This window comes from Thioalkalivibrio sp. ALE12, assembly GCF_000381105.1.
Taxonomy (GTDB): domain Bacteria; phylum Pseudomonadota; class Gammaproteobacteria; order Ectothiorhodospirales; family Ectothiorhodospiraceae; genus Thioalkalivibrio.
Genome location: NZ_KB905909.1, coordinates 137,142 through 160,717 on the forward strand (window position 1 = coordinate 137,142; position 23,576 = coordinate 160,717).

Annotated in this window: 25 protein-coding genes; 17 read left to right on the top strand and 8 right to left on the bottom strand. The window is 69.6% G+C overall.

The window, feature by feature from the left end:
- Positions 1 to 4: 4 nt before the first annotated feature.
- The 4 genes from F614_RS0109470 to lnt are packed head-to-tail and all read left to right on the top strand — an operon-like array spanning position 5 to position 3,968.
- Complete coding sequence (locus F614_RS0109470; RefSeq protein ID WP_018865692.1) at positions 5 to 1,033, top strand: PhoH family protein; 1,029 nt, start codon at positions 5 to 7, stop codon at positions 1,031 to 1,033.
- Complete coding sequence (ybeY, locus tag F614_RS0109475; RefSeq protein ID WP_018879754.1) at positions 1,023 to 1,535, top strand: rRNA maturation RNase YbeY; 513 nt, start codon at positions 1,023 to 1,025, stop codon at positions 1,533 to 1,535. Before F614_RS0109470 ends, ybeY begins: the two co-directional genes overlap by 11 nt.
- Positions 1,528 to 2,460, top strand: a complete 933-nt coding sequence (locus tag F614_RS0109480) for an HlyC/CorC family transporter (protein ID WP_018865694.1) — start codon at positions 1,528 to 1,530, stop codon at positions 2,458 to 2,460. The genes ybeY and F614_RS0109480 overlap by 8 nt, the downstream gene beginning before the upstream one ends.
- Before the next feature lie 5 nt (positions 2,461 to 2,465).
- A complete protein-coding gene (gene lnt, locus F614_RS0109485) occupies positions 2,466 to 3,968 on the top strand; it encodes an apolipoprotein N-acyltransferase (RefSeq protein WP_018881302.1) in 1,503 nt (500 codons plus the stop codon).
- 17 nt (positions 3,969 to 3,985) lie between these two features.
- Here the strand turns inward: lnt and F614_RS0109490 are convergent, their stop codons facing one another.
- Together F614_RS0109490 and F614_RS0109495 are read right to left on the bottom strand one after the other, a co-directional pair.
- Positions 3,986 to 4,525: a zinc ribbon-containing protein gene (locus F614_RS0109490; protein WP_018865696.1), complete on the bottom strand. Its 540-nt coding sequence runs from the start codon at positions 4,523 to 4,525 to the stop codon at positions 3,986 to 3,988.
- A 106-nt stretch (positions 4,526 to 4,631) separates the two neighbouring features.
- Positions 4,632 to 5,483 (bottom strand): DUF2189 domain-containing protein, encoded by an 852-nt coding sequence (locus tag F614_RS0109495; protein WP_019558762.1) that lies wholly within the window; start codon positions 5,481 to 5,483, stop codon positions 4,632 to 4,634.
- 246 nt (positions 5,484 to 5,729) lie between these two features.
- Between F614_RS0109495 and leuS the strand changes: the two genes are divergently transcribed.
- From leuS to F614_RS0109535, 8 genes are read left to right on the top strand one after another with little or no spacing between them, the layout of a single operon-like run.
- Positions 5,730 to 8,321: a leucine--tRNA ligase gene (gene leuS / locus F614_RS0109500; protein ID WP_019558763.1), complete on the top strand. Its 2,592-nt coding sequence runs from the start codon at positions 5,730 to 5,732 to the stop codon at positions 8,319 to 8,321.
- On the top strand, positions 8,318 to 8,857 hold the full coding sequence (gene lptE, locus F614_RS0109505) for an LPS assembly lipoprotein LptE (protein ID WP_018878086.1): 540 nt from the start codon (positions 8,318 to 8,320) through the stop codon (positions 8,855 to 8,857). Before leuS ends, lptE begins: the two co-directional genes overlap by 4 nt.
- Positions 8,857 to 9,894, top strand: coding sequence for a DNA polymerase III subunit delta (gene holA, locus F614_RS0109510; protein WP_018878085.1), 1,038 nt, complete (start codon positions 8,857 to 8,859; stop codon positions 9,892 to 9,894). The genes lptE and holA overlap by 1 nt, the downstream gene beginning before the upstream one ends.
- 4 nt (positions 9,895 to 9,898) lie before the next feature.
- Positions 9,899 to 11,203: a glutamate-5-semialdehyde dehydrogenase gene (locus F614_RS0109515; protein ID WP_018882760.1), complete on the top strand. Its 1,305-nt coding sequence runs from the start codon at positions 9,899 to 9,901 to the stop codon at positions 11,201 to 11,203.
- A 45-nt stretch (positions 11,204 to 11,248) separates the two neighbouring features.
- Entirely contained in the window at positions 11,249 to 11,899 is a 651-nt protein-coding gene (gene nadD / locus F614_RS0109520; protein ID WP_018865702.1) for a nicotinate-nucleotide adenylyltransferase, read from the top strand.
- An 8-nt stretch (positions 11,900 to 11,907) separates the two neighbouring features.
- Complete coding sequence (gene rsfS, locus F614_RS0109525) at positions 11,908 to 12,300, top strand: ribosome silencing factor (RefSeq protein ID WP_026279156.1); 393 nt, start codon at positions 11,908 to 11,910, stop codon at positions 12,298 to 12,300.
- Between the two features lie 15 nt (positions 12,301 to 12,315).
- Positions 12,316 to 12,786, top strand: a complete 471-nt coding sequence (rlmH, locus tag F614_RS0109530; protein ID WP_018878083.1) for a 23S rRNA (pseudouridine(1915)-N(3))-methyltransferase RlmH — start codon at positions 12,316 to 12,318, stop codon at positions 12,784 to 12,786.
- A complete protein-coding gene (locus F614_RS0109535) occupies positions 12,783 to 13,376 on the top strand; it encodes a nucleoside triphosphate pyrophosphatase (RefSeq protein WP_196800287.1) in 594 nt (197 codons plus the stop codon). Before rlmH ends, F614_RS0109535 begins: the two co-directional genes overlap by 4 nt.
- Before the next feature lie 21 nt (positions 13,377 to 13,397).
- Here the strand turns inward: F614_RS0109535 and F614_RS0109540 are convergent, their stop codons facing one another.
- Together F614_RS0109540 and F614_RS0109545 are read right to left on the bottom strand one after the other, a co-directional pair.
- Entirely contained in the window at positions 13,398 to 13,820 is a 423-nt protein-coding gene (locus F614_RS0109540) for a DNA polymerase III subunit chi (protein ID WP_018865706.1), read from the bottom strand.
- A gap of 16 nt (positions 13,821 to 13,836) precedes the next feature.
- Positions 13,837 to 15,330: a leucyl aminopeptidase gene (locus tag F614_RS0109545; RefSeq protein ID WP_019558765.1), complete on the bottom strand. Its 1,494-nt coding sequence runs from the start codon at positions 15,328 to 15,330 to the stop codon at positions 13,837 to 13,839.
- Between the two features lie 88 nt (positions 15,331 to 15,418).
- On the opposite strand from F614_RS0109545, the gene lptF reads away from it, so the two are divergent.
- The 3 genes from lptF to F614_RS0109560 are packed head-to-tail and all read left to right on the top strand — an operon-like array spanning position 15,419 to position 18,236.
- On the top strand, positions 15,419 to 16,525 hold the full coding sequence (gene lptF / locus F614_RS0109550) for an LPS export ABC transporter permease LptF (RefSeq protein ID WP_019558766.1): 1,107 nt from the start codon (positions 15,419 to 15,421) through the stop codon (positions 16,523 to 16,525).
- On the top strand, positions 16,522 to 17,595 hold the full coding sequence (lptG, locus tag F614_RS0109555) for an LPS export ABC transporter permease LptG (protein WP_019558767.1): 1,074 nt from the start codon (positions 16,522 to 16,524) through the stop codon (positions 17,593 to 17,595). The genes lptF and lptG overlap by 4 nt, the downstream gene beginning before the upstream one ends.
- Positions 17,592 to 18,236, top strand: a complete 645-nt coding sequence (locus F614_RS0109560) for a GDSL-type esterase/lipase family protein (protein WP_019558768.1) — start codon at positions 17,592 to 17,594, stop codon at positions 18,234 to 18,236. Before lptG ends, F614_RS0109560 begins: the two co-directional genes overlap by 4 nt.
- 213 nt (positions 18,237 to 18,449) lie before the next feature.
- Here the strand turns inward: F614_RS0109560 and F614_RS0109565 are convergent, their stop codons facing one another.
- Positions 18,450 to 18,989 (bottom strand): RDD family protein, encoded by a 540-nt coding sequence (locus F614_RS0109565; protein ID WP_018865711.1) that lies wholly within the window; start codon positions 18,987 to 18,989, stop codon positions 18,450 to 18,452.
- Positions 18,990 to 19,048: 59 nt separating this feature from the next.
- Here F614_RS0109565 and F614_RS0109570 point away from each other — a divergent pair, with 59 nt between their 5' ends.
- Positions 19,049 to 19,402, top strand: coding sequence for a PilZ domain-containing protein (locus F614_RS0109570; RefSeq protein WP_018865712.1), 354 nt, complete (start codon positions 19,049 to 19,051; stop codon positions 19,400 to 19,402).
- 7 nt (positions 19,403 to 19,409) lie between these two features.
- On the opposite strand, the gene glp is transcribed toward F614_RS0109570, so the two are convergent.
- The 3 genes from glp to mobA all read right to left on the bottom strand — a co-directional run bounded on the left by glp (position 19,410) and on the right by mobA (position 21,873).
- Entirely contained in the window at positions 19,410 to 20,666 is a 1,257-nt protein-coding gene (glp, locus tag F614_RS0109575) for a gephyrin-like molybdotransferase Glp (protein WP_018881292.1), read from the bottom strand.
- A 13-nt stretch (positions 20,667 to 20,679) separates the two neighbouring features.
- Positions 20,680 to 21,216 (bottom strand): molybdopterin-guanine dinucleotide biosynthesis protein B, encoded by a 537-nt coding sequence (mobB, locus tag F614_RS0109580; RefSeq protein WP_019558769.1) that lies wholly within the window; start codon positions 21,214 to 21,216, stop codon positions 20,680 to 20,682.
- 63 nt (positions 21,217 to 21,279) lie between these two features.
- A complete protein-coding gene (gene mobA / locus F614_RS0109585) occupies positions 21,280 to 21,873 on the bottom strand; it encodes a molybdenum cofactor guanylyltransferase MobA (RefSeq protein WP_019558770.1) in 594 nt (197 codons plus the stop codon).
- Between the two features lie 135 nt (positions 21,874 to 22,008).
- Here mobA and F614_RS0109590 point away from each other — a divergent pair, with 135 nt between their 5' ends.
- The gene (locus F614_RS0109590; protein ID WP_026329842.1) at positions 22,009 to 23,571 is read left to right on the top strand and encodes a nodulation protein NfeD; all 1,563 of its coding nucleotides are present in this window, start codon (positions 22,009 to 22,011) and stop codon (positions 23,569 to 23,571) included.
- The last annotated feature ends 5 nt before the right edge of the window (positions 23,572 to 23,576 follow it).

A 23,576-nucleotide genomic window follows, 5' to 3' on the forward strand; every position in this document is an offset into this window, starting at 1 on the left:
CGGAATGGCCAATCGTCTGGATTTCACCCTGGAACCCGGTGACCAGGAGACGCTCGCGCGGATCTCCGGGCCGCTGGATGCCCATCTGCGCCTGATCGAGTCGCGCCTGGGCGTGGCCGTGCACAACCGCGGACCGCGCTTTAATCTGACCGGTCCGAAGACCGCGGTGCAGGCCGCCGGGGCGCTGATCCACGACCTCCATCGCATGGCGCAGGAGGAGCCGGTCAGCCTGGAACAGGTGCATACGGCGCTGCAGACGGCGCATGTCGAAGGCCTGGCCGAGCCCGACGGCAATGCGGGCGATCCATCGCTGCGCCTCAAGCGCGCGGTGATCCGCGGGCGCGGCCCGCGCCAGGCGAAATACCTGGCGGCGATTGCGCAGCACGACCTCAGTTTCGGCATCGGGCCGGCCGGTACCGGCAAGACCTTCCTCGCGGTCGCCGCCGCCGTCGCGGCGCTGGAGCAGGACCGCGTGCAGCGACTGGTGCTGGTGCGCCCGGCGGTGGAGGCCGGCGAGCGCCTGGGGTTCCTGCCCGGCGACCTGGCGCAGAAGATCGACCCCTACCTGCGCCCGATGTACGACGCCCTCTACGAGTTGATGGGCTTCGACCAGACCGCGCGCCTGATGGAGCGTCAGGTGATCGAGGTGGCCCCGCTGGCCTACATGCGCGGGCGCACGCTGAACGAGGCCTTCATCATCCTCGACGAGGCGCAGAACACCACCGTCGAGCAGATGAAGATGTTCCTGACCCGCATCGGCTTTGGTTCCACGGCGGTCGTCAACGGCGACATCACCCAGGTCGACCTGCCGCGCGGCCAGCGCTCGGGGCTCAAGCACGCGATGCAGATCCTGAACGACGTGGAGGGTGTACATATCACCCGCTTCCAGGCGGGTGACGTGGTGCGCCATCCGCTGGTGCAGCGCATTGTGGAGGCCTACGACGCCCACGACAGCGCCTCCGGCAAACCGGATGCGGCGCCCGAGTCCGGTGCCGGCGCCGCTGTGGACGGGCAGGACGCCGATGGGGCTTGAGGTTGCGGTGCAGTACGCCGTGCCGCGCGCCGGCCTGCCGGCTGCCACCACCCTGCACCGCGCGGCCCGCGCGGCCTGGCGCGGGGCCGGCGAGGCTGCGGTGACGCTGCGCCTGGTGGATGTCGACGAGGGGCGCACCCTGAACCATGTCTTCCGCGGCCGCGACTACGCGACCAATGTACTGTCCTTCCCCGCACCGGAGCTGCCGCCCGGTCTGCCGCCCGAGGCGAACGCCTATCTCGGCGATGTCATCCTGTGCGCGCCGGTGCTGGCGCGCGAGGCGGTGGAGCAGGGCAAGCCCCTGGCCGCCCACTACCACCACATGGTGGTGCACGGGATGCTGCACCTGCAGGGGATGGATCACCAGACGCCGGACGAGGCCGCGCGGATGGAGGCCGTTGAGCGCTCCATCCTGACCGGGTTAGGCTATCCCGACCCCTACGCCGAGCATCCGGCCCGCGCGCTGACGCCGCACCCAGCCGGAAACGCCCCCGATGCCTGAACCCGAACCCGACGAGCAACCGATCTGGCGGCGCTGGCTGGCCCGCGTCGCCGAGACCCTGCGTCCGCGCCGCGAACCGGCTACCCGCCGCGAGCTGATCGAGACCCTGCGGGGCGCCCACGCCCGCGAACTGGTCGACCCCGAGGCCCTGACCATGCTCGAGGGCGTGCTCAACGTGGCCGACATGCAGGTGCGCGACATCATGATCCCGCGCGCGCAGATGGAAGTGGTCCGCCGGGATGCGGGGCTCTCCGAGTTTCTCCCCGACGTGGTGGCCTCCGCGCACTCGCGGCTGCCGGTAGTCGGGGATCACCGTGACGAGGTCGTTGGCGTCCTGCTGGCCAAGGACCTGCTGCGCTTCTTCGGCGAGCCCGACGATGCTGCCTTCGACATGCAGGAGATCCTGCGCCCGGCGGTGTTCGTGCCGGAGAGCAAGCGTCTGAACGTGCTGCTGAAGGAGTTCCGCCTGAGCCGCAACCACATGGCGATCGTGGTGGACGAGTACGGTGGCGTGGCCGGACTGGTGACCATCGAGGACGTGCTGGAGCAGATCGTCGGCGAGATCGAGGACGAGCACGATGTCGAGGACTACCTGACCCAGATCATGCAGCACCCCGGCGGGCGCTACACCATCAAGGCGCTGACGCCGATGGAGGAGTTCAACGCCTACTTCCAGACCGCCTACAGCGAGGCCGACTTCGACACCATCGGAGGCCTGGTGCTGTCGCACTTCGGGCATGTGCCGCGGCGTGGCGAACAGATCGTGGTGGATGGCATGCAGTTTCGCGTATTGCGGGCCGACAACCGGCGTCTGCATCTGCTGGAGATGCGCCTGCCGGAGCCGGATGGCCGCGTGACCACCGGCGAGGGGGCGCAGCCATTCGATGGCCCGGCCCCGGAGCCGGGCGACCACCGCGCCCCCTGACGGTCATGCCGATCCGTGTCGCGGACTTGCCGCCCTGGGCCGCGGGGCTGGTGGCCCTGCTGGCCGGGGCGGGGGCGACCCTGGCCTTTGCCCCGGTGGGCTGGTTCCTGGCGGCCCCACTGGCCCTGGCCGCCTGGTTTGCCCTGCTGCCCGGGGTGACCCCGCGCCGGGCCGCCGGGATCGGCTATGCCTTTGGTCTCGGGTTTTTCGGCGTCGGGGTGACCTGGATCTTCAACAGCCTGCTGGTGTTCGGCCAGGCCCCGCTGGTCGTGGCCTCGCTGATTACCGTGCTGTTTGTGCTGGCCATGGCGGTCTATCCGGCGCTGCTGGCCGCGCTGGCGGCGCGCTTCCTGCCGCTGGGGCGTCCGGCCGGGATGCTGGCGCTGGCCGGTGGCCTGGTGCTGATGGAGCTGGCGCGCTCCTGGCTGTTCTCCGGCTTTCCCTGGCTCCTGTTCGGGCACACCGTGCTGGACACACCGCTGCAGCCCTGGCTGCCGCTGGCCGGCGAGCTGGGGGCGGGGCTGGTCGTGGCACTGCTGGCGGTGGCCGTGGTCAGCGTGTTCCGGGCCGGGCAGCGCGGGGCGGGCGCGGGGCTGGTCGGGGTGCTGGTGCTGGCTTCGCTCGTGCCGGGGCTCGCACGCTGGGTAGAGCCGGGCGGCGAGGCGCTCTCGGTGGCCATGGTGCAGGGCAATATCGATCAGGCACGCAAGTGGGATGCCGACGGCATCGAGTATTCGCTGGGGATCTACCAGGAACTGACCCGCGAGGCAGGGGACGTGGATCTGGTGGTCTGGCCGGAGACCGCGATCCCGGCGTTCTATGTGGAAGTGCAGCGCCCGCTGGGGCAGCTCGCGCAGTCGCTGGCGGAGCACGATGCCGAGCTGCTGGTCGGGGTGTTCGACCATGCTTCGGCCGGCCGTCACGTCTACAACTCGGTGATCAACGTGACCACCGGCGCGGGGTACAACAAGCGCCAGCTGGTCCCGTTCGGCGAATATATCCCGCTGCGCGGCCAGCTCGACTGGCTGGACCGGCTGCTGGCGATCCCGATGTCCGACCTGTCCCCGGGGACCGGTGACGGGCGCATGCGGGTGGCCGGCCAGACGGCCGGGGTCAGCATCTGTTACGAGTCTGCGTATTCGCGCCACATCCGGGCCGCGCTGCCGGAGGCGGGATTCCTGGTCAATGTCTCCAACGACGCCTGGTTCGGCGACAGCCTGGCGCCGGCCCAGCATCTGCAGATCGCCCGGGTGCGGGCGGTGGAGACCGGGCGCCCGATGATCCGCGCGACCAATACCGGGATCTCGGCCCTGATCGATGCCGATGGCCGCATCCTGGAACGTTCGGGCTCGTTTACCCGCGAGGTAGTCACCGGCACCCTGCAGCCGCGCCAGGGCGTGACGCCGGCGACCGCCACCGGGGCGGGGCCGGCCGTGCTTGCCGCGCTGGTGCTGGTGGTTGCCGGTGCCGCCGTCGGGCGCCGGCGCGGCGCCCGCGGGCCCGACTGAACCTGTCCCCGGAGGGGTTATTCCGCCTCGGTGCCTCCGGGGCCGCGGCGGAAGGTGGTGTTGTGGCAGTTAGAGCACGGGGGGATGCGGCCGACCCGGGTCATGTGCAGCGGATGGCCGCACTTCTTGCACAGCAGCTCGCCCGGGCCGGTGATCTCGCCGGTGTGCCACTCGCCCATCACCTGGGCGCGCGCGGTCAGTTCGGTGATCTCGATCCGGGTGCGGTCGGCGATCCGCTCCAGGGCGTTCTTGATGCCGGCCTCGATCAGGCCCAGATCGATCTGCAGCCAGCCGCGCCAGTCAGAGCTGCGACTGTCCAGGTAGGCGCCGAGGTCCTGCAGGTCGCGGCGCAGGTAGTCCATCACCTCGTGGGCCTCTTCGCGGGTCAGGTCGCTGGCCTTCTGCACACGGTCGCGGGCGTTCTCCAGGGCCTCGGTGATGGCCTTGCTGGTCTTGTCTTCCAGCTTCTCGAGGTCCTCGGTGACCTCGTTCAGCATGCGGTGATAGGCATCGCTCAGGCGCGATTCGCGCTCCTGATCCTTTTGTTCTTCGCTCATTGGCCTCTCCTTTGCGAGCGTAGATGGTGGCGTGTCCCTAACGTTAGCACGAGCGCGGGCCCCCGGAGCCCGCGCCCCGGGGACGACCGCGCTTGCCTGTCGGAGCTCAGCTTGCCTCGACCATATCCCGGTAGCCATGCCACATGGCGAAGCCCAGCCACGGGAAGATCACGATCAGGGCCAGCAGGGCGGTTGCGATCGACACCATGAACAGGGCCGTGATGATCAGGGCCCACAGAATCAGGGTGCCCGGGTTGTGGTTGAAGGCCTTCAGGCTGACACCAATGGACTCGATCAGGCTCTTTTGCGGGGCATCGGCGCGCACCCGGTGATCCAGGAGGGCCGGGATGGTCGCCAGGCTCAGGGCGAAGACCACCAGCCCGAACACGATGGCGGCCAGCACGACCCCCACCAGCGAGATGATCCCGGCGCCGCTGCCGAGCATCGCACCCACCAGATGGTGCAACTGCCCCATCATGGCGAGTTCGCCGATGTTAAGGACCGCGATCCACATCCACACGAAACTGGCCCAGATCACGAACAGCACGGCCAGGAGCGCGGCAAAGCCCCAGATCGATCCGCCCAGGGTGCCCAGCCAGCCGAGTCCGGCACCGCCCGGCTCGCCGCGTTCCTTCTGCAGCGCCAGGTAGTTCACCCCCACCGCGAGTACAGGGCCGAGCAGCAGGATGCCGGCGAGGAAGGAAAAGGCCATCCACGGCTGGTTCCACGACAGGCCCAACAGGACCAGGCTGGCCAGCGCAATCACCAGGCCGTGTACGAGGGCCACCGGCGTCTTCCAGAGGTCGCGCCAGCCCTTGCCGAGCCAGGTGCCGAGGTCCTCGGGCGCGACTTCACGGATCGCGGGCGAGTCGGTCTCGGGCGTGTGTTCGGGATGGGTCTCGCCCAGATCCTCCGGGTAGGCCCGCTGCACAACGGGGATCTCGTCCTTCTCGTGCATGTCCTTCCTCCTTGGAACGTCAGGTTCAACGTTTCCGGTTGCTTTACCCAGTGAGGCAGTCCGGGCCGGGGGCATGTTCCTGAATTGACGTGACGCGGTTCACAGGCCGCCGGTGATCCGGGTGTCCCTCCGGATCTCTGCCCTGCGCCGCGCGAGGCTGCGGGGCGCTGTTTCCCTTGGAGGGGGTGGGGGGCGCTGGTATTCTGCGCAGTTCTTTGTTTTCGGCGATCAGGACAGGTGAGGCGCATGCAGGAGCACTATTCCCCCGAGGCGGTCGAGGCGCAGGCACAGCGCCAGTGGGAGGAGGCCGACTGCTTCCGCGCGCGCGAGGACGCCGCCGGCGAGCCGTTCTACTGCCTGTCCATGTTCCCCTACCCCTCGGGCAAGCTGCACATGGGGCATGTGCGCAACTACACCATCGGTGACGTGATCGCCCGCTTCCAGCGCATGCAGGGCAAAAGCGTGCTACAGCCGATGGGCTGGGATGCCTTCGGCCTGCCGGCGGAAAACGCGGCGATGCAGAACCACGTCCCGCCGGCCGCGTGGACGCGCCAGAACATCGAGCAGATGCGCACCCAGCTCAAGCGCCTGGGCTTTGCCTACGACTGGTCGCGCGAGTTCGCGACCTGCGATGCCGACTACTACCGCTGGGAACAGTGGCTGTTCGTGCGCCTGCTGAAGAAGGGCCTGGTCTATCGCAAGAAGGCGACCGTGAACTGGGACCCGGTGGACCAGACCGTACTCGCCAACGAGCAGGTGATCGAGGGCCGTGGCTGGCGCTCCGGCGCGCTGGTCGAGCGCCGCGAGATGCCGCAGTGGTTCCTGCGCATCACCGACTACGCCGACGAGCTGCTGGAGGCCCTGGACGACCTCAACGGCTGGCCGGACCAGGTGCGCACCATGCAGCGCAACTGGATCGGGCGTTCCGAGGGCGTGGAGCTGGAGTTCGCGGTGGATGGCGGCGAACCGCTGACCGTCTATACCACGCGTCCGGACACCCTGTTCGGCGTCTCCTACATGGCGCTGGCCCCGGAACACCCGCGGGTGCAGGCGCTGGCGGAACATGATGCCGAACTGGCTGCGTTCGTCGCTGACTGCGCGCAGGGCGGGGTGGCCGAGGCCGATCTGGCGACCATGGAGAAGAAGGGTCGGTCGCTGGGCTTTACCGCCCGCCATCCGCTGACTGGTGCGGAGGTCCCGGTCTGGGTCGCCAACTTCGTGTTGATGGAATACGGCACCGGCGCGGTGATGGCGGTGCCGGCACACGACGAACGCGACCACGAGTTCGCGACGAAATACGACCTGCCGATCTGGCAGGTGATCGCCCCGGCCGACGGTACCGAGTGCGACGTACAGGCCGCGGCCTTCACCGATCCCGGTGTGCTGGTGAACTCCGGCGACTTCGACGGGCAGGCCTCCGAGGCGGCCAAGGCCGCGATCGCCGAACACCTGGAGCAGGCCGGGCTGGGCCGGCGCCGGCGCAACTACCGCCTGCGCGACTGGGGCATCTCGCGCCAGCGCTACTGGGGCTGCCCGATCCCGGTGATCCACTGCGACGACTGCGGGGCGGTGCCGGTGCCGGAAGCCGACCTGCCGGTGCGCCTGCCGGAGGACGTGATCCCGGACGGCGCCGGCTCGCCGCTGGCGCGCATGCCGGAGTTCTTCGAGGCGACCTGCCCGGAATGTGGCAAGCCGGCACGGCGCGAGACCGACACCTTCGACACCTTCTTCGAATCCAGCTGGTACTTCGCCCGCTACGCCTGCGCGGACAACGACACCGCGATGCTGGACCCGCGCGCCGATCACTGGTTGCCGGTGGACCAGTACGTCGGCGGTATCGAGCATGCGGTGCTGCACCTGCTGTACGCGCGCTTCTTCCACAAGCTGCTACGCGACGAGGGCCTGGTGGCCTCCGACGAGCCATTCACCCGGCTGCTGACCCAGGGGATGGTGATCGCGCCGACCTTCTACCGCGAGCGCGGTGACGGCGGGAAGGACTGGATCAACCCGGCCGATGTCGAGCTGGAACGCGCCGAGGACGGCTCGGTGAAGGCCGCACGCCACCGCGAAGACGGCCAGCCGGTGGTCGTGGGCGGCATGGAGAAGATGTCCAAGTCGAAGAACAACGGCGTGGACCCTCAGGCGCTGATCGAGCGCTTCGGCGCCGACACCGCGCGGCTGTTCACCATGTTCGCCGCGCCGCCGGACCTGTCGCTGGAGTGGTCCGACTCCGGCGTCGAGGGCGCGCAGCGCTTCATCAAGCGCCTGTGGCGGGCGGTGCACGAGCACGTGAATGGTGATGCCCCGGGTGCGCTGGATGTGGACGCGCTGGACGACGCTGGGCGCGAGCTGCGGCGCAAGCTGCACGACACCATCGCCAAGGTCACCGACGACATCGGCCGGCGCCAGACCTTCAACACGGCGGTGGCCGCGAACATGGAGCTGCTGAACGACCTCGGCAAATTCCCGAAGGATGGTGCGCAGGCCGCGGCCGTGCGCCAGGAGGCCCTGGAAGGCATCGTGCGCATGCTGGCGCCGATCATCCCGCACGTGACCGAGACCCTGTGGCGCGCGCTGGGCCATGACGAGCTGGTCGCGACCACCGCCTGGCCGACGGTCGACGAGGCCGCGCGCCAGGCCGCACAGGAGACCCTGGCGGTGCAGGTGAACGGCAAGCGCCGCGCCGAGATCGCGGTCCCGGCCGGCGCTGACAAGGACGCCATCGAGAGTGTTGCCCGCAACGACGAGAACGTACAGCGCCATCTCGAGGGCCACCATGTGGTCAAGGTGATCGTGGTCCCGGGCCGGCTGGTCAACTTCGTGGTGAAGCCGCAATGACCGCCCTGCTGCGCGCCGCGCTGGTCCTGGTGCTGGTGGCTGCACTGGCCGCCTGCGGTTTCCAGCTGCGCGGCAGTGGCGAGTGGCCGGAGGCGCTGCAGCCGGTCCAGATCACCGGGATCAATGCGCGTGATTCGCTGTACCGCGAGCTGGCCGTGACCCTGGGCTCCGCCGGCGTGGAGATCGTCAACCAGCGCCCCGAGGGGCAGGGCGCGATCCTCGAGATCCGCTCGGTCAACGACCAGCGTCGCACCCTGTCGGTGACCGAGGCGGCGCGGGTGTCCGAGTACGAGTTGATCCGCACGGTCGAGGTCCGCCTGCGCCCGGTCGACGGCGAAGCAGTGGACCTGGGGCCGCTGCGCGCCTCGCGCATCTACCTGTTCGACGGGACCGCCGTGCTCAGCCGTGGCGAGCGCGAGGCCACGCTGCGCGAGGCGATGGACCGCGACATCGTGGGTCAGCTGCAGCGCCGGATCGCGGCACTGACCGAGCCGGACGGCCGCCTGCGCGAACCGGCGGAGGAGCCGGCCCCGTAATGGCGCTGGATATCGCCCGCCTGGAGCAGGATCTCGCCCGCGGGCTGGCGCCGATCTACCTGCTGCTGGCCGAGGAGCCGCTGCAGGCGATCGAGGCGGCCGACGCGATCCGCGCGGCCGCCCGCGAGCAGGGCTTCCTCGAGCGCACGGTGCTGGACCTGACCGCACAGTCCGACTGGGGGCCGTTCGAGGCCGCGATCCGCGACCGCTCGCTGTTTGCCGAGCGCACGGTGCTGGACCTGCGCCTGGCCACCGGCAAGCCGGGCAAGACCGGTGGCGACCACCTGAAGGCCTACGCCGGCGATCCGCAGGACGATCTGGTGCTGTTGCTCCAGTTGCCGCGTCCGGACCGCGATATGCGCCGGGCGGCCTGGTTCAAGGCCCTGGAAAACCGTGCGGTGGTGATCCATGCGCGGCCGGTGCCGCCGGCCCAGCTGGGCAGCTGGATCCGCGCGCGCCTGCAGAAGAACGGGCTGCGCATCACCGACCCGGCGCTGGCGCTGCTGGTCGCGCGGGTGGAGGGCAACCTGCTGGCCGCGCGCCAGGAGATCGAGAAGCTGGCGCTGGCCGGCGTGACCGAGATCGACGAGACGGTGCTGGCGGAGGCCACCACCGACGCCGCGCGTTTCGAGCTGTTCGCCCTGGCCCCGACCGCGCTGCGCGGCGATGTCCGCCACGCGTTGCGCATGCTGGAGGGCTTGCTGGAGGAGGGCCAGGCGGAGCCGCTGATCCTGTGGGCGCTGGCGCGCGAATGCCGGCTGCTGGTGCAGGCGATGGAGCGTAAGGCCGCCGGCGCGCCCGACAAGGAGGCCTTCCAGGGCAGCTTCGGCGATGGCCAGAAGGCCCTGCGCCAGGCCATGTCGCGGCTGAGCTTGACGCAGGCGCGGGGCCTGCTGGCCGAGGCCGCGCGCGTGGATCGCGTGATCAAGGGTCAGGAAAACGGCAATGCCCGGCAGGGGTTGCTAGACTTGGTGGCCCGTATGGCGGGGCGCCCGCTGACCGTGGCCGAACCCGCCCTGAACCCGGAACGAGTCTGACCGCATGAACGCTGCCGTGAACCCCACCGAATCCGTAGCCGACGATGTGATCGCCCAGGTCGAGGCGCTGGGCCGTGCCGCGCGCGTGGCCTCGCGGCGCATGGCCGAGGCCGAGCCGGGCGCGAAGAACGCGGCCCTGCACGCGATCGCCGAGGGCATCGCCGCGCGCCGTGCCGAACTGGCGGAGGCCAACAGCCGCGACCTGGAGGCGGGACGCGAGCGCGGCCTGGACGCCGCGATGCTGGATCGCCTGGCGCTGACCGATGCCCGCATCGACACCATGATCGAGGGCTGCCGCCAGGTGGCGGGCCTGCCCGATCCGGTGGGCACCATCTCCGACATGGCCTATCAGCCAAGCGGCATCCAGGTCGGCCAGATGCGCGTGCCGCTGGGCGTGATCGGCATCATCTACGAGTCGCGCCCGAACGTGACCATCGACGCCGCCGCGCTGTGCCTGAAGTCCGGCAACGCCGCGATCCTGCGCGGCGGCTCCGAGGCCCTGCACTCCAACCAGGCGCTGGCCGCGATCATCCAGGCCGGGCTGGAGCAGGCCGGGCTGCCGCGCGAGGCGGTGCAGGTGGTGCCGACCACCGACCGCGCGGCGGTGGGCGCGCTGCTGCGCATGCCGCAGTACGTGGACGTGATCGTGCCGCGCGGTGGCAAGGGCCTGATCGAACGCGTCAGCAACGAGTCGCAGATCCCGGTGATCAAGCACCTGGACGGCGTCTGCCACGTGTACGTGGACGGCGGGGCCGATCTCGACAAGGCGCTGGCGGTCGCGGTGAACGCCAAGACCCAGCGCTATGGCACCTGCAACACCATGGAGACGCTGCTGGTGCACGCGGATCAGGCCGAGGCCTTCCTGCCGCGCCTGGCGACGGCCCTGGCGGAACATCAGGTGAGCCTGCGTGGCTGCGCGCGTACCCGGGCCATCCTCGCGAATGCCGGGACGGATATCGCCGAGGCCACCGAGGACGACTGGGTGGCCGAGTACCTGGGACCGATCCTCGCGATCCGCGTGGTTGACGACCTGGACGCGGCGATCGACCACATCAACACTTATGGTTCGCACCATACCGACAGCATCGTGACCGAGGACTACACCCGGGCCCGGCGCTTCCTGCGCGCGGTGGACTCCAGCTCGGTGATGGTGAACGCCTCCACCCGTTTCGCCGATGGCTTCGAGTACGGCCTGGGTGCGGAGATCGGCATCTCCACCGACAAGCTGCACGCGCGCGGTCCGGTGGGCCTGCATGGGCTGACGACCCTCAAGTATGTGGTGTTCGGCGACGGTCATGTGCGTAGCTAAGAAAGACGCGCGATTGGATCAGCGTCTCCCTGGGGCACGCCCGGCGTGATCGGGATCCTCGGCGGCACCTTCGATCCGATCCACTTCGGGCATCTGCGTCCGGCGCTGGAGATCCAGCAGCATCTGGGCCTGGAACGGGTACACTTCATCCCCTGCCACGTGCCGCCGCATCGCGCGAGCCCGGGCACCGGCAGCGACGACCGGCTGGCGATGGTGGAGAGTGCCATCGCGGACGTGCCGGGGTTTGTGGCCGATCGCCGTGAACTGGATCGCGAAGGGCCGTCCTACACCGTCGACACCCTGCTCAGCTTCCGCGAGGAGCTGGGGCCGGAGGCACCGCTGGTGCTGATCATGGGCATGGACGCCTTCGCCGGCCTGCCGTCGTGGAACCGCTGGAAGCAGATCTTCGATCTGGCGCATATCGTGGTCTCGCATCGTCCCGGCAGCCCGGCCTCGCAGGATCTGGGGGGCTGGCTGGGTAATGCCGCAACCCGCGACCCGGCGGTGCTGCGCAATGCCCCGGGCGGGCGGGTCTATTTCCAGCCGGTGACCCAGCTCGATATCTCCGCCACCGCGATCCGGGATGAACTGCAGGCCGGGCGCAGCCCGCGCTTCCTGCTCCCCGGCGCCGTCAATCGCTACATCCACGACCGCGGCCTGTACCGGGCCGTGTCGAACCGCAATCACGGGATATGACCGACAGCATGAACAGTGAACAACTCCTGGAGCTGGTGACCACCGCTCTGGACGACATGAAGGCCCAGAACATCCGCAGCATCGACGTGCGCGGCAAGACCACGCTGGCGGACTACATGGTGATCGCCTCCGGGACCTCCGGGCGTCACGTGCAGTCCACCGCGGAGTCGGTGGCAATGAAGGCCAAGGAGGCCGGCATCCAGCCGCTGGGGGTCGAGGGCCAGGAGAGCCAGGAGTGGGTGCTGGTGGACCTGAACGACGTGATCGTCCACGTGATGCTCCCGGAGACCCGCGACTTCTACAACCTGGAAAAGCTCTGGCTGGCCGAGGAGGCCGCGGATACCGAAAAGGCCGCGCCCGAGGACCCCAGCCTGGAGCGCGTCCGCCGCCTGCGCGGCTGACCGGGGCGCGCCGCCATGCGCCTGGACCTGATCGCGATCGGCAAGCGCATGCCCGACTGGGTGGCGGCCGGGTTCGACGAGTACGCCGGTCGTCTGCCGCGCGAGCTGAACCTGAACCTGCAGGCCCTGGCCGGCCCCTCCGGGGCCAAGTCCATGGATACCGCCACGCTGCTGCGGCGCGAGGGCGAGATCCTGCTGAAGGCCATCCCCGAGGGCGCCCGCGTGATCCTGCTGGACGAGCGCGGCAAGGGCGTGGACACTAGGGGCGTCGCGCGGCGCCTGGAGGACTGGCAGCAGGACGGGCGCGATGTCGCGCTGGTGATCGGCGGGGCCGCCGGCCTGGATGAGGCCGTGCGCGCCCGTGCGGAATGGGCCTGGTCGCTGTCGCCGCTGACCTTCCCGCACATGCTGGTGCGGGTGCTGGTCGCCGAGCAGCTCTACCGCGCCTGGTCGCTGCTGAACAACCACCCCTACCACCGCGCGTGACGCCCGTGGCGCATCCGCTGCTGCTGGCCTCCGCATCCCCGCGCCGCCGCGAACTGCTGGAACAGATCCAGCTCGCCTTCGAGGTGGCCCCGATGGACGTGGACGAGACCCCGCGCCCGGGCGAGTCACCGGAGGCGCTGGTCGAGCGCCTCGCCATCGCCAAGGCCGAGGCGGCCATCGCGTGCGGCATCCCGGGGCAGTGGGTGCTGGCCGCGGATACCGTCGTCGCGGTGGGCGACGAGGCCCTGGGAAAGCCCGTGGATTGCGCCGATGCCGAGGCCATGCTGCAACGCCTTTCCGGCGGGGAGCACCGGGTGGTATCCGGCATGGCGCTGGGCCGGCCCGGTGCATCCATGCGGGCGCGCACCGTGACGACCCGCGTGCGCATGCGGCCGCTGACGTCATCCGACATCGCGGCCTACTGGGCGACCGGCGAGCCGCGTGGCAAGGCCGGCGCCTATGCCATCCAGGGGCGCGGTGCCGCCTTTGTCGAATGGATCGAGGGGTCCTACACCAATGTGGTCGGTCTGCCCCTGTTCGAGCTGGAGGCCTGGCTGCGCGAGATCCCCGATCCGCCGCCGCGTGTCTGAACCGCCCCGGTCAGCGCCCCTTTACTGGATGTTGTGGTGCTCCAGCGGGTAGCCGCGTTCCTTGAAGTAGCGGTAGCGGGCGCGGCCCGCCTCGCGTTCCGACTCCTCGCCGCCGACGATATCCGCGACGCGCTCGAAGCGCCCGCAGTACTCCGGCACCTCCGGCGCCAGGTTGATCAGCACGTCGCAGCGATCCGACGGGGCATGGGCCTCGTGCAGGGAGACCGGGACGTCCGCATCGCGCACGTCGGTGCTGTGCGGCAGGAAGGCGGTGTCCTCGAAGGTCCAGAGCCACTCGTCCAGGGTGCGGGTCAGCTCCGGCGAGCCGGTGTGGATGTGCACGCGATGGCCCTGGCCGCTGGCCTTCTTCGCCAGGCGGCAGGTGAAGCGCAGCCGCGCCTCTGGGGCCGGGTCCTGCAGCAGGTAGAAGCTGACGTGGGTCATCCGTGCCCGACCCGGGTCAGGCCTGGTCGAGCAGGTAGCGCATCAGCATCGGTACCGGGCGGCCGGTCGCGCCCTTCTCCTTGCCGCTCTTCCAGGCCACGCCGGCGATGTCGACATGCGCCCAGGTGTAGTCCTCGGTATAGCGCGACAGGAAGCAGGCGGCGGTGATGGTGCCGGCGGGGCGCCCGCCGATATTGGCCATGTCGGCGAAATTGCTCTTCAGCTGTTCCTGGTACTCCGGCCACAGGGGGAGCTGCCAGCCGCGATCGCCGGTCTCCTCGCCGGCGGCCAGCAGGCCCTTCGCCAGGCGCTCGTTGTTGCCCAGGATCGCCGCGCCCTGATGGCCCAGCGCGACGATGCAGGCCCCAGTCAGGGTGGCGATGTCGATGACCACCTTCGGCTTGTAACGCTCGACCCAGGTCAGGGCGTCGGCCAGCACCAGGCGGCCCTCGGCGTCGGTGTTCAGGATCTCGACGGTCTGCCCGGACAGGGTGGTGACGATGTCGCCCGGGCGCGTCGCGCGGCCATCGGGCATGTTCTCGGCACTGGTGACCACGCCGACCACGTTGACCGGCAGCCCCAGTTCGCAGCAGGCCTCGATCACCCCGAACACGCTGGCGGCGCCGCACATGTCGTACTTCATCTCGTCCATCTCGGCGCCGGGCTTCAGCGAGATGCCGCCGGTGTCGAAGGTGATGCCCTTGCCGACCAGCACCACCGGGGCGTCGCCCTTCTTGCCGCCGGAGTACTCCATCGCGATCAGGCGCGGCGGGCGCTCGGAACCCCTGCCGACCGCCAGGATGGCGCCAGCCCCGAGCTTCTCCAGGTCCTTCTCGTCCAGGACCGTGGCCTTCAGCTGCTTGTATTGCTTCGCCATCTCGCGGGCGGTGTCGGCCAGGCTCTCCGGGTAGCAGACATTCGGCGGGGTGTTGCCCAGGTCCTTCGCGCGGTTCACGCCGGTGGCGATCGCCGCGGCCTCGGTGCAGGCCTGCTTCGCGGCCTCGGCGTCCTTGCGTTCCACGCACAGCTGGATCTTGTCCAGCTTCACCGGGGTCGTCTTCTCCTTGCCCTTGAACGGGGTGAAGCGGTAGGCGGTATCCGAGATCGCCGCGACCAGGGTGTGCACCACCCAGGCGATGTCCTTGCCGCGCGGCTGGAAGTCCGCGACCGCGATCGCGGCGCTGGTGGCCGGGCGCTCGACCAGTGCGGCGGCCAGGGCCTGCGCCGCCTTGCGCGCGGCGCGGGCGTCGAAGTCCTTCTTCGCCCCCAGGCCGATCAGGAGTGCGCTACCCTTCCCCTGATTGCCTGGGCTGCCACCGCCGGGCAGCAACAGCCGGCTGCCGGCCTCGCCATCCATCTCGCCGGCCTTCAGCAGTGCCGCGATCTCGCCGTCGCGCGCGGCATCCAGGGCGCTGGCGCCCGCGGCCGGCTTGCGCTTGTGATTGATGCCGGCGGCGCGGATCCCGGCGCGGGGTTTGTCGAGGGTCGAGGTGGTGACGGAGAATTGCATGAATGCCTCCCGAAAATGAGTTCCATCATGGTACCAGCGCCACGCGGCGACCGACCACGCGCCGCGCGGGCCGCGGGGTAATGCGCGCATGATCCTGCGCCGTGCCGAACGCTTCATCGCCCGCGAGCTGCTGGTCACCCAGACCGCAGTCACCATCGTCCTGCTGCTGGTCATCATCGGCGGCGTGCTGGCGCGGGTGCTGCGGGACGTCGCCGAGGGCACGATCCCGGTCGATTTTCTGCCGCCGCTGGTGGCCTTCGGTGCCTTCAAGGGCATTGTCTTCCTCTGGCCGGTGGCGCTGTTTCTGGCCTTCATGCTGGTGCTGGGCCGGTTGCAGCGCGACAGCGAACTGGTCGCGCTGCAGGCCAGCGGCATGTCCTTCGCCGCGCTTTATCGCGCGCTTTTGTGGGTGGCCGTGCCCGCGACGCTGCTGCTGCTGGTGCTGATGATGCTGGTGGTGCCGCGTACCGAGGCCCAGATCGATCAGTTCCGCGACCTGGCCGAGCAGCGCTCCGACCTGGTCGGGATTACCCCCGGGCGTTTCCTGCGCTCGCGGGTGGGCGAGCAGGTCTTCTTCGCCGAGCGCCTGAGCGAAGACCGCGAGGCGCTGCTGGAGGTGTTCATCTACCGGGAGGTGGAGGGCGAGGCGCAGGTGACCGTGGCCGAGCGCGCGATCCCCGATCCCGGGGCGGAGGGTAGCGGCTTCCTGATCCTCGAGAACGGCTACCGCCACGTCGGCGTTCCGGGCGAAAGCAGCTTCCGCATGCTCGAGTTCGAGCGCCTGCGGACCCAGATCACCGAACCGGACGCCGGGGCGGGGCGCCGCTCGCTGAACGCGATGTCGACGCTGGATCTCTGGGAGGAGCGGCATCGCCCCGACCACCGCGCGGAGCTGGAATGGCGCCTCGCCATGCCGCTGTCGATCCTGGTGCTGAGCCTGATCGCGCTGCCGCTGGCGCAGGTGCCGCCGCGCACCGGTCGTTATGCGCGCATCCCGGCGGCGATCGGGGTCTACGTGCTGTATGCCAACCTGCTGATCCTGGGGCAGGGGCAGCTGGCCGACGGGCGCACGCCGCTGGCCCTGGGCCTGTGGTGGACGCACGGCTCGATGCTGGCGCTGTGGCTGGTGCTCGCCTGGCGCAAGGGCATGCTGGGCCTCGGCCGGGGCATGGAGCGTGACGAGGTGACGCCATGACGACGGTGCTGGGGCGCTACATCATGCGCCAGGTCCTGATCGGGACCGCGCTGGCCGTGGTCCTGCTGGTGGCGCTGGATGCGGTGTTCGCGCTGATCGACGAGCTGCGCGACACCGGGCGAGGCAACTACGGGCTCACCGAGGCGCTTTTGTACGTGGCGCTGACCCTGCCGCGTCGGATGTACGACATGCTGCCGTCGGCGGCGTTGCTGGGTGGGCTGCTGTGGCTGGGCAATCTGGCTGCGAACAGCGAGCTGACCGCGATGCGCGCAGCCGGGATGACACTGGGCCGCTTTATCGGCTGGGTGATGCAGGCCGGCCTGGTCGTCGTGGTGGCGATGGTGGTGGTGGGCGAGTTCTTCGCCCCGGCCGCCGAGAGCCGGGCGCAGAACCTGAAGGCGACGGCCTTCGACGAACAGCTGAGCGTGAGCCCGATCGGGCTGTGGGCACGCGATGGCCGGCGCATGGTGCAGGCGGATACCGTGTTGCCGGGCAATCGGCTGATCGGGGTGCGCATCATCGAGGTGGACGCAAATCGCGAGCCGCGCGAGATTACCCGCGCGCAGAGCGCACAGTACGAGGGCGGGGCCTGGCGGCTGCAGGAGGTGGAACGCTCAAGGCTGTCGCTGGAACGTGTCGAGTCGGAGCGTCTGGAGACCGAGACCATCGAGCGGCTGATCGCGCCGGAATACTTCGACGTGCTGGTGGTCGAGCCGGGCCAGATGGCGGCGCAGAACCTGGCGCGCTATATCGGCTACCTGCAGGAGAATCGCCTGGACTCGGCCCCCTATGAGGTCGCGTTCTGGCAACGCCTGACCCTGCCGGCCAGCACCTTCGTGATGCTGCTGCTGGCCATCCCGTTCCTGTTCGGTTCCCAGCGCGAGGGCGGGGCCGGCCGGCGGTTGTTCATCGGCATCGCGATCGGCGTGTCCTTCGCCATCGTGATGCGCGCGATGACCCACCTGGGGCTGGTCTACAACCTGCCGCCCTTCGTCGCCGCCAGCCTGCCGGTCGTGCTGTTCCTGAGCCTGGCACTGGTGGCGCTGTATCGCATGGGGCGCCAGACATGATGGCCTGGCTGCGCGCGGGCTTCCTGCTGGGGCTGGTCGCCATGCTGGTGGCCTGCGGGGGCGGCGTCCCGGGCGACTTCGATCCGCTCCCGCGCCAGGCGACCGTACTGGCCTTCGGCGACAGTGTGACCCACGGGACCGGGGCCGGAGCGGGCGAGGACTACCCGGCGCGCCTGGCGGCGATCACCGGCTGGACGATCGTCAACGACGGGGTGCCCGGGGATCGCGCCAGCAGCGCCCGCGAGCGTCTCGCCCCGAGCCTGCGCGCGCACGAGCCCGACCTGGTGCTGATCTGGCTGGGTGGCAACGATTTCCTGCGCCAGCGCGACCCGGCCGCGGTGCGCGAGGATCTGCGTGTACTGGTGGAGATCGTTCGCGACCATGGAGCCCAGCCCCTGCTGCTGGGGGTGCCGCGGGCCTCCGCCCTGGGCGCGGCCACGGGCCACCTGCGGGACGACCCGATCTACCGCGAGCTGGCGCACGAGGAACAGGTGCCCCTGATCGAGGGCGTGCTCTCCGGGGTGCTGTCCGAGAGCGATCTGCGCGCGGACCCAGTCCATCCCAATGCCCGCGGCTACCGCCGCATTGCCACCGAGATCGCCGAGGCCCTGGACGACCTCGGCCTCTGGCTCGCCCCCTGACGTTTGACTTCACGAAAGGTCAAATGCGGTTTACAGGAAGCTTGGAAGATGGGAAGGGGATTGTGTTGGGGCGTCAGGATGAAACCGAACGACGATGGCAGGGCCCCCGCTCGGGCAACCCGAGCGCCAAACCCAAAAATCCTTCCTGTCTTCCAGACTTCCTGTAAACCGCCCTTGTCCTTCTTTACGGTGAGAGCAAGTGGTGAGGGGGCTTCAGGTCTTGCGGTTCTGTTTCCAGCGGGGTTTGGCGAGGCCGGGGATGCGCACCAGTTCGGTGCCGGTGAGCCAGTCGTGCAGCATCCAGCGCCGCGGGTGGAACTGCGACAGGCCGATCGCGAACAGCGCCGCCGCGGTAACCACGGTAACGGCGACCGCGCCGTATTCGCGCACCGCCCAGATGGCCATCAGGATCACCAGCCACTGGGCGACCGCAACCAGATAGCGCAGCGTCGCCTGCCAGGCATTGACGGCGTGCCCGCCCTCGGTGCGCAGCTGGATGTTCCAGGCCTGCATGCCGAGCGTCTGCCCGGTGCGCGTCCAGAACCAGTAGAAGAACCCCCAGGCCACGATCAGGTTGAGCACGAAATGGGCGCGGGGCGAGTACAGCCCGGTGGTGTTGCCGAGGATGACCACCAGCAGGCCGAGGACCATCCAGATCGCCACCAGCAGCAGGGCGTCGTAGACGATGGCGGCCAGGCGGCGCAGCAGGCTGGAGGGCTGGCCGTCGATGGACGAGGCGGCGGTTTCGGTCATGGGCGTTCCGGGTGGTTCTGGATTTGGCCGCGGGTGCGGAGTGGGCGTAGTCTTGCCGCATGGAGCGACGCTTTCAACGTATCCCCCTGGAATTTCCGGCTACCCTGCTCACCGATGGCGGGGGCGGCCCGGTCCGGGTGGAGGATATCTCCCTGAAGGGCGTGCTGCTGGAGGGCGCGGATCTTCCCGCGATGGCCGATGGCGACGAGGTCAGTGTCGACATCCCGCTCAGCGAGGAGGCGCGGATCACCTTCGAGGGCCGGGTGCGCTGGCACGAGGGCCTGTGGCTGGGCGTGGAGATCGAGGCCATGCCGCTGGAATCCGCCTCCCACCTGCGCCGTCTGGTCGAGCTCAACCTCGGTGACGAGGCCCTGCTGGAGCGCGAATTCGCCGCGCTGATCCAGGCCGACTGACTCGGCCTCAGGGGGTCGGAAAGATCTCCCGAAACGGCAGGACCTCCACCCAGTCACCCGCACGGGCCCCGGCGGATTCGCGTGGCAGGACGACGTAGGCGTTGGCCTCGCTCATCGCGCGCAACTGATGTGAACCCTGGCCGCCGGCGGCGCGCACCACCCAGCCGCGTTCGTCGGTCTCCAGCACCGCGCGCTGGAAATCCTTGCGCCCGGGGGTCTTGTGGAGGTCTTCCAGCAGGCGTGCGTTCAGGGTCTGCGGTGCGGTCGCTGCGCGCCCGGCCAGCTGCTGCAGGGCCGGGCGCACCAGCAGGGCGAAGGTGGTCATTACGGCCACCGGATTGCCCGGCAGACCGAAGAAGTGGGCCTGGCCGAAATGCCCGAAGGCCAGGGGGCGCCCGGGCTTGATGGCCAGCTTCCAGAAGCCGACCTGGCCGGAGGCCTGCAGCACGCGGGTCACATGGTCGGCATCGCCGACCGAGACCCCCCCGGTGGTGATGATCACGTCGGCCGTTTCCCCGGCACGCGTCAGGGCCTCGCGTACCGCCTCCTCGGTGTCGCGGATTACGCCGTAGTCCTGCACCTCGACCGGGTAGGCCGCGAGCAGCGCCCGCAGGGTGTGGCGGTTGCTGTCATGGATCTGTCCCGGGCCCAGTGGCTGATCCACGGGCACCAGTTCGTCCCCGGTCGAGAAGAAGGCCACGCGCGGCCGGCGCAGTACCTTCACCCGGGCAATGCCCTGACTCGCCAGCACCCCGATCTCGGCCGCGCCCAGGGTTTGTCCGGCGGCATACAGCGGGGTCCCGGCGGCGGTGTCGCCACCCGCGCCGCGGATGTTGTGGCCCGTGGTGAGGTCGCCGTTTTGCAGAAGGATGGTGGCGTCGTCCCGTTCCACCTGTTCCTGCATCACGACCAGTTCGGCCCCGTCCGGGACCACCGCGCCGGTCAGGATGCGCACGCACTGGCCCGGTTGCAGTTCGCCATCCCAGGGGTGCCCGGCCGCCGAGGTGCCGACCAGCGCCAGGCGTGCACCCTTTGTGGCGTCCGTCGCGCGCAGGGCGTAGCCATCCATGGCGGAGACCGCGGCGGGTGGTACGTCGATGCGCGCGGCCACGGGCTCCGCCAGGGTCCGCCCGAGAGCCTGCTCCAGCGCCACCGTCTCCTGTTCCTCGAGGCTCTGGCAGGCTTCCAGGATCGCGGTGCGGGCCTGTTCCAGGGTCTTGGCATTGGGATCGAACTCGTCGCAGCCGGGGGCAGCCTCGGGCATGGGGGTCTCCGGGTCAGGGGTGGATGTCCAGGTAGTCGATGACGAAGGCCGCCACTGCGTCGGGGTCATTCACCGGCAGCAGCGGGCCGTCGAAGTCCAGTGTGGCGGCATCGGTGGCGACCGCGACCACGCCGGGGATCTCGCGGTACAGCGGGGCCTTGCCCACCGACGGCCGATGCACCTCGATCTTGGGCAGGTCCCATTTCTTGAAACCCTCGACCAGGATCAGGTCGGAGCGACGCGGGTCCAGGCGCGCGCAGAGCATGTCCAGGTCCGGCACGCGGCCATCGTCGGTCTCCGGGGTCTCCACCATCAGGGCGTAGCGCCGACCGGAGGCCACCAGCATCTGGTCGGCGCCGGCATGGCGCAGCTCATGACTGTCCTTGCCCGGCTTGTCCACGTCGAACTCGTGGTGGGCATGCTTGATCATCGCCGGACGCAGGCCGCGGGCTCGCAGGGCCGGGATCACGCCCTTCAGCAGGGTGGTCTTGCCGCTGCCGCTCCAGGCGGCGAAGCCGATGCGCGGGAGCTTGGAGGTGGACTGGATCATGGTGGCCTGCCTGCGTTAAGCGCGTCCGAGTATAGCGAGATCCGGCCGGGGCGCGAGGGGCGTTCAGCCCATCAGGTCCCCGGGGGTGTTGATGTTGGCGAATGCCTCCGGCTGATCGGAGAAGTCCACCGTGATCGCGCCGATCTCGTGAAACCAGCGTCCCACCGCCAGCGAACCATGCGCGAGATCGCTCTGCAGGCGCGTCGCCACCGCGGGCTCGAGCAGGCCGAACAGGGGCTGCAGGCGGTGGCCGTCGTGGGCAATGGCGGCGGGCGCCGGGTGGGTCTCCAGGGCCTGGCGCAGGCGGCATTCCAGGTCCAGGGGCAGCGCGGGTGCGTCCACCGGCGCGCACAGGATCGCGTGGCCGGGGAAGGCCGCGAAGGCGGCGGCGATCCCGGCCAGCGGGCCGCGATAATCGGCGTGGGAATCGGTCAGGACGGGAAACCCCAGCGCTTGATAACGGTCGATATCGGTATTGCTGCTGATGGCCAGGCGCGGCGCCTGGGGGCGCAGGCGCGCGATGGCGTGTTCGACCAGGGGGCGGCCCCGATACTCGACCCAGCCCTTGTTGCGCCCGCCCATGCGCAGGCCCTGACCGCCGGCCAGTATCACGGCGGCGAGATTCTCGGGCGGGGTCTGCTTTGCCTGCGGGTCCATGCGGGTCCATGCGGGTCCATGCGGGTCTGAGGGTTCGGCGCGGGTCCGGCCTTTGGTTTATCGTGGTGGGCGAGTCGGCTGTCGCGTGTGCGCACGCAGTGTACGACGAATCCACCCTGACGGGAGAGGAAGCCCATGCGGGTTTCATTTGGACGCAAGGCAGGAGTGGGCGGAGGGCGCCGCTGGCGCCACCTGCTGTGGCTGACCCTCCTGGTGCTCGGGGCCGGCTGGCTGGCCGCCTCGAGCCTGGCCCAGACCGCGGATCGCCACGGCCTGTTGCTGACGGTGAATGACGCGATCGGCCCGGCCACCGGCGACTACATCCGCCGGGGGATCGAGCGGGCCGAGGCCGAGGACGCCGAGATCCTGGTCCTGATGCTGGATACCCCGGGCGGTCTGGATTCCAGCATGCGCAGCATCATCAAGAACATCCTGCAATCGGATGTGCCGGTGGTCACGTATGTCCACCCGGCGGGTTCCCGCGCGGCCAGCGCCGGCACCTACATGCTTTACGGGTCGCATGTCGCGGCCATGACCCCGGCCACCAATCTGGGATCGGCCACCCCGGTGCAGATGGGCGGCGGCGGGCTCCCGGGCATGGACCCGCCGGAGCCGGACGAGGACGCGCGCGACGATACGGAAACCGACGAGGCCAATGGCGAGGCGCGCGACGACGAAACCGACGCGGCGGATGAGCCTGCGGATGAGAATGGAGCCGCCAACGGCGAGGTCGAACCCGCCAGCGAGGAGGAACTGCTGGAGGACGACCCGGCCCCGCGCCGCGGCGGCGACGCGATGGAGCGCAAGGTGCTGGAGGACGCGGTGTCCTATATCCGCGGCCTGGCGGAACGCTACGGACGCAATGCCGACTGGGCGGAAGAGACCGTACGCGAGGGCTCCAACCTGACCGCGACCGCCGCGCTGGAGCAGAACGTCATCGACTTCGTGGCGGACAACCTGAGCGACCTGCTCGCCCAGATCGACGGGCATACCGTGCGCATGCACGACGGCGAGCGCACGCTGGCGACCGAAGGGCTGGAGATCGTGCGCATGGATCCGGACTGGCGTACCCAGTTGCTGTCCGTGATCACCAACCCGAACATCGCCTATATCCTGATGCTGCTGGGGATCTACGGCATCATCTTCGAACTGGCCAACCCGGGCGCGATCTACCCCGGCGTGATCGGTTCGATCGCGCTGATCCTGGCGTTCTTTGCGCTGCAGGTGATGCCGGTGAACTATGCGGGCCTGGCGCTGATGCTGCTGGGCATGATCTTCATGATTGCGGAGGCCTTCGTGCCCAGTTTCGGGGCGCTGGGCATAGGAGGCATCGTGGCATTCACAACCGGTTCCATCATTCTGTGGGACGACCCCAACCTGAACGTGGCCCTGCCACTGGTGATCGGCACGGCCATCGCCATCGGCATCCTGTCCGTCTGGGTGCTGGGACGGCTGTTCAGCCTGCGCGGCAAGAAGCCCGCCACCGGCTATGAAGAGATGATCGGCATGATCGGCGAGGCGCGCGAGGACTTCGATCGCAGCGGTCGGGTCTGGGTCCACAGCGAACAGTGGAACGCGGAGACCTCGGCACCGGTCCGCGAGGGACAGAAGGTGCGCGTGACCGCCATCGAAGGACTCAGGCTGCGGGTCGAACCCGTGACTGAAGAAGACACCCCGGGCACTGCCACGACCGGCTGACCGGT

Excerpts from the sequence above, each read along its gene's own strand:
- mobA (WP_019558770.1), bottom strand. The coding sequence starts at position 21,873 with ATGGACCCGCAGGCAAAGCAGACCCCGCCCGAGAATCTCGCCGCCGTG.
- F614_RS0109565 (WP_018865711.1), bottom strand. The coding sequence starts at position 18,989 with ATGACCGAAACCGCCGCCTCGTCCATCGACGGCCAGCCCTCCAGCCTG.
- F614_RS0109495 (WP_019558762.1), bottom strand. The coding sequence starts at position 5,483 with ATGCACGAGAAGGACGAGATCCCCGTTGTGCAGCGGGCCTACCCGGAG.
- glp (WP_018881292.1), bottom strand. The coding sequence starts at position 20,666 with ATGCCCGAGGCTGCCCCCGGCTGCGACGAGTTCGATCCCAATGCCAAG.
- F614_RS0109560 (WP_019558768.1), top strand. The coding sequence starts at position 17,592 with ATGATGGCCTGGCTGCGCGCGGGCTTCCTGCTGGGGCTGGTCGCCATG.
- lptF (WP_019558766.1), top strand. The coding sequence starts at position 15,419 with ATGATCCTGCGCCGTGCCGAACGCTTCATCGCCCGCGAGCTGCTGGTC.
- F614_RS0109470 (WP_018865692.1), top strand. The coding sequence starts at position 5 with ATGGCCAATCGTCTGGATTTCACCCTGGAACCCGGTGACCAGGAGACG.
- F614_RS0109545 (WP_019558765.1), bottom strand. The coding sequence starts at position 15,330 with ATGCAATTCTCCGTCACCACCTCGACCCTCGACAAACCCCGCGCCGGG.
- mobB (WP_019558769.1), bottom strand. The coding sequence starts at position 21,216 with ATGATCCAGTCCACCTCCAAGCTCCCGCGCATCGGCTTCGCCGCCTGG.
- F614_RS0109490 (WP_018865696.1), bottom strand. The coding sequence starts at position 4,525 with ATGAGCGAAGAACAAAAGGATCAGGAGCGCGAATCGCGCCTGAGCGAT.
- rsfS (WP_026279156.1), top strand. The coding sequence starts at position 11,908 with ATGAACAGTGAACAACTCCTGGAGCTGGTGACCACCGCTCTGGACGAC.
- holA (WP_018878085.1), top strand. The coding sequence starts at position 8,857 with ATGGCGCTGGATATCGCCCGCCTGGAGCAGGATCTCGCCCGCGGGCTG.
- ybeY (WP_018879754.1), top strand. The coding sequence starts at position 1,023 with ATGGGGCTTGAGGTTGCGGTGCAGTACGCCGTGCCGCGCGCCGGCCTG.
- F614_RS0109515 (WP_018882760.1), top strand. The coding sequence starts at position 9,899 with ATGAACGCTGCCGTGAACCCCACCGAATCCGTAGCCGACGATGTGATC.
- rlmH (WP_018878083.1), top strand. The coding sequence starts at position 12,316 with ATGCGCCTGGACCTGATCGCGATCGGCAAGCGCATGCCCGACTGGGTG.
- F614_RS0109570 (WP_018865712.1), top strand. The coding sequence starts at position 19,049 with ATGGAGCGACGCTTTCAACGTATCCCCCTGGAATTTCCGGCTACCCTG.
- lptE (WP_018878086.1), top strand. The coding sequence starts at position 8,318 with ATGACCGCCCTGCTGCGCGCCGCGCTGGTCCTGGTGCTGGTGGCTGCA.
- leuS (WP_019558763.1), top strand. The coding sequence starts at position 5,730 with ATGCAGGAGCACTATTCCCCCGAGGCGGTCGAGGCGCAGGCACAGCGC.
- lptG (WP_019558767.1), top strand. The coding sequence starts at position 16,522 with ATGACGACGGTGCTGGGGCGCTACATCATGCGCCAGGTCCTGATCGGG.
- F614_RS0109540 (WP_018865706.1), bottom strand. The coding sequence starts at position 13,820 with ATGACCCACGTCAGCTTCTACCTGCTGCAGGACCCGGCCCCAGAGGCG.
- F614_RS0109480 (WP_018865694.1), top strand. The coding sequence starts at position 1,528 with ATGCCTGAACCCGAACCCGACGAGCAACCGATCTGGCGGCGCTGGCTG.
- F614_RS0109590 (WP_026329842.1), top strand. The coding sequence starts at position 22,009 with ATGCGGGTTTCATTTGGACGCAAGGCAGGAGTGGGCGGAGGGCGCCGC.
- lnt (WP_018881302.1), top strand. The coding sequence starts at position 2,466 with ATGCCGATCCGTGTCGCGGACTTGCCGCCCTGGGCCGCGGGGCTGGTG.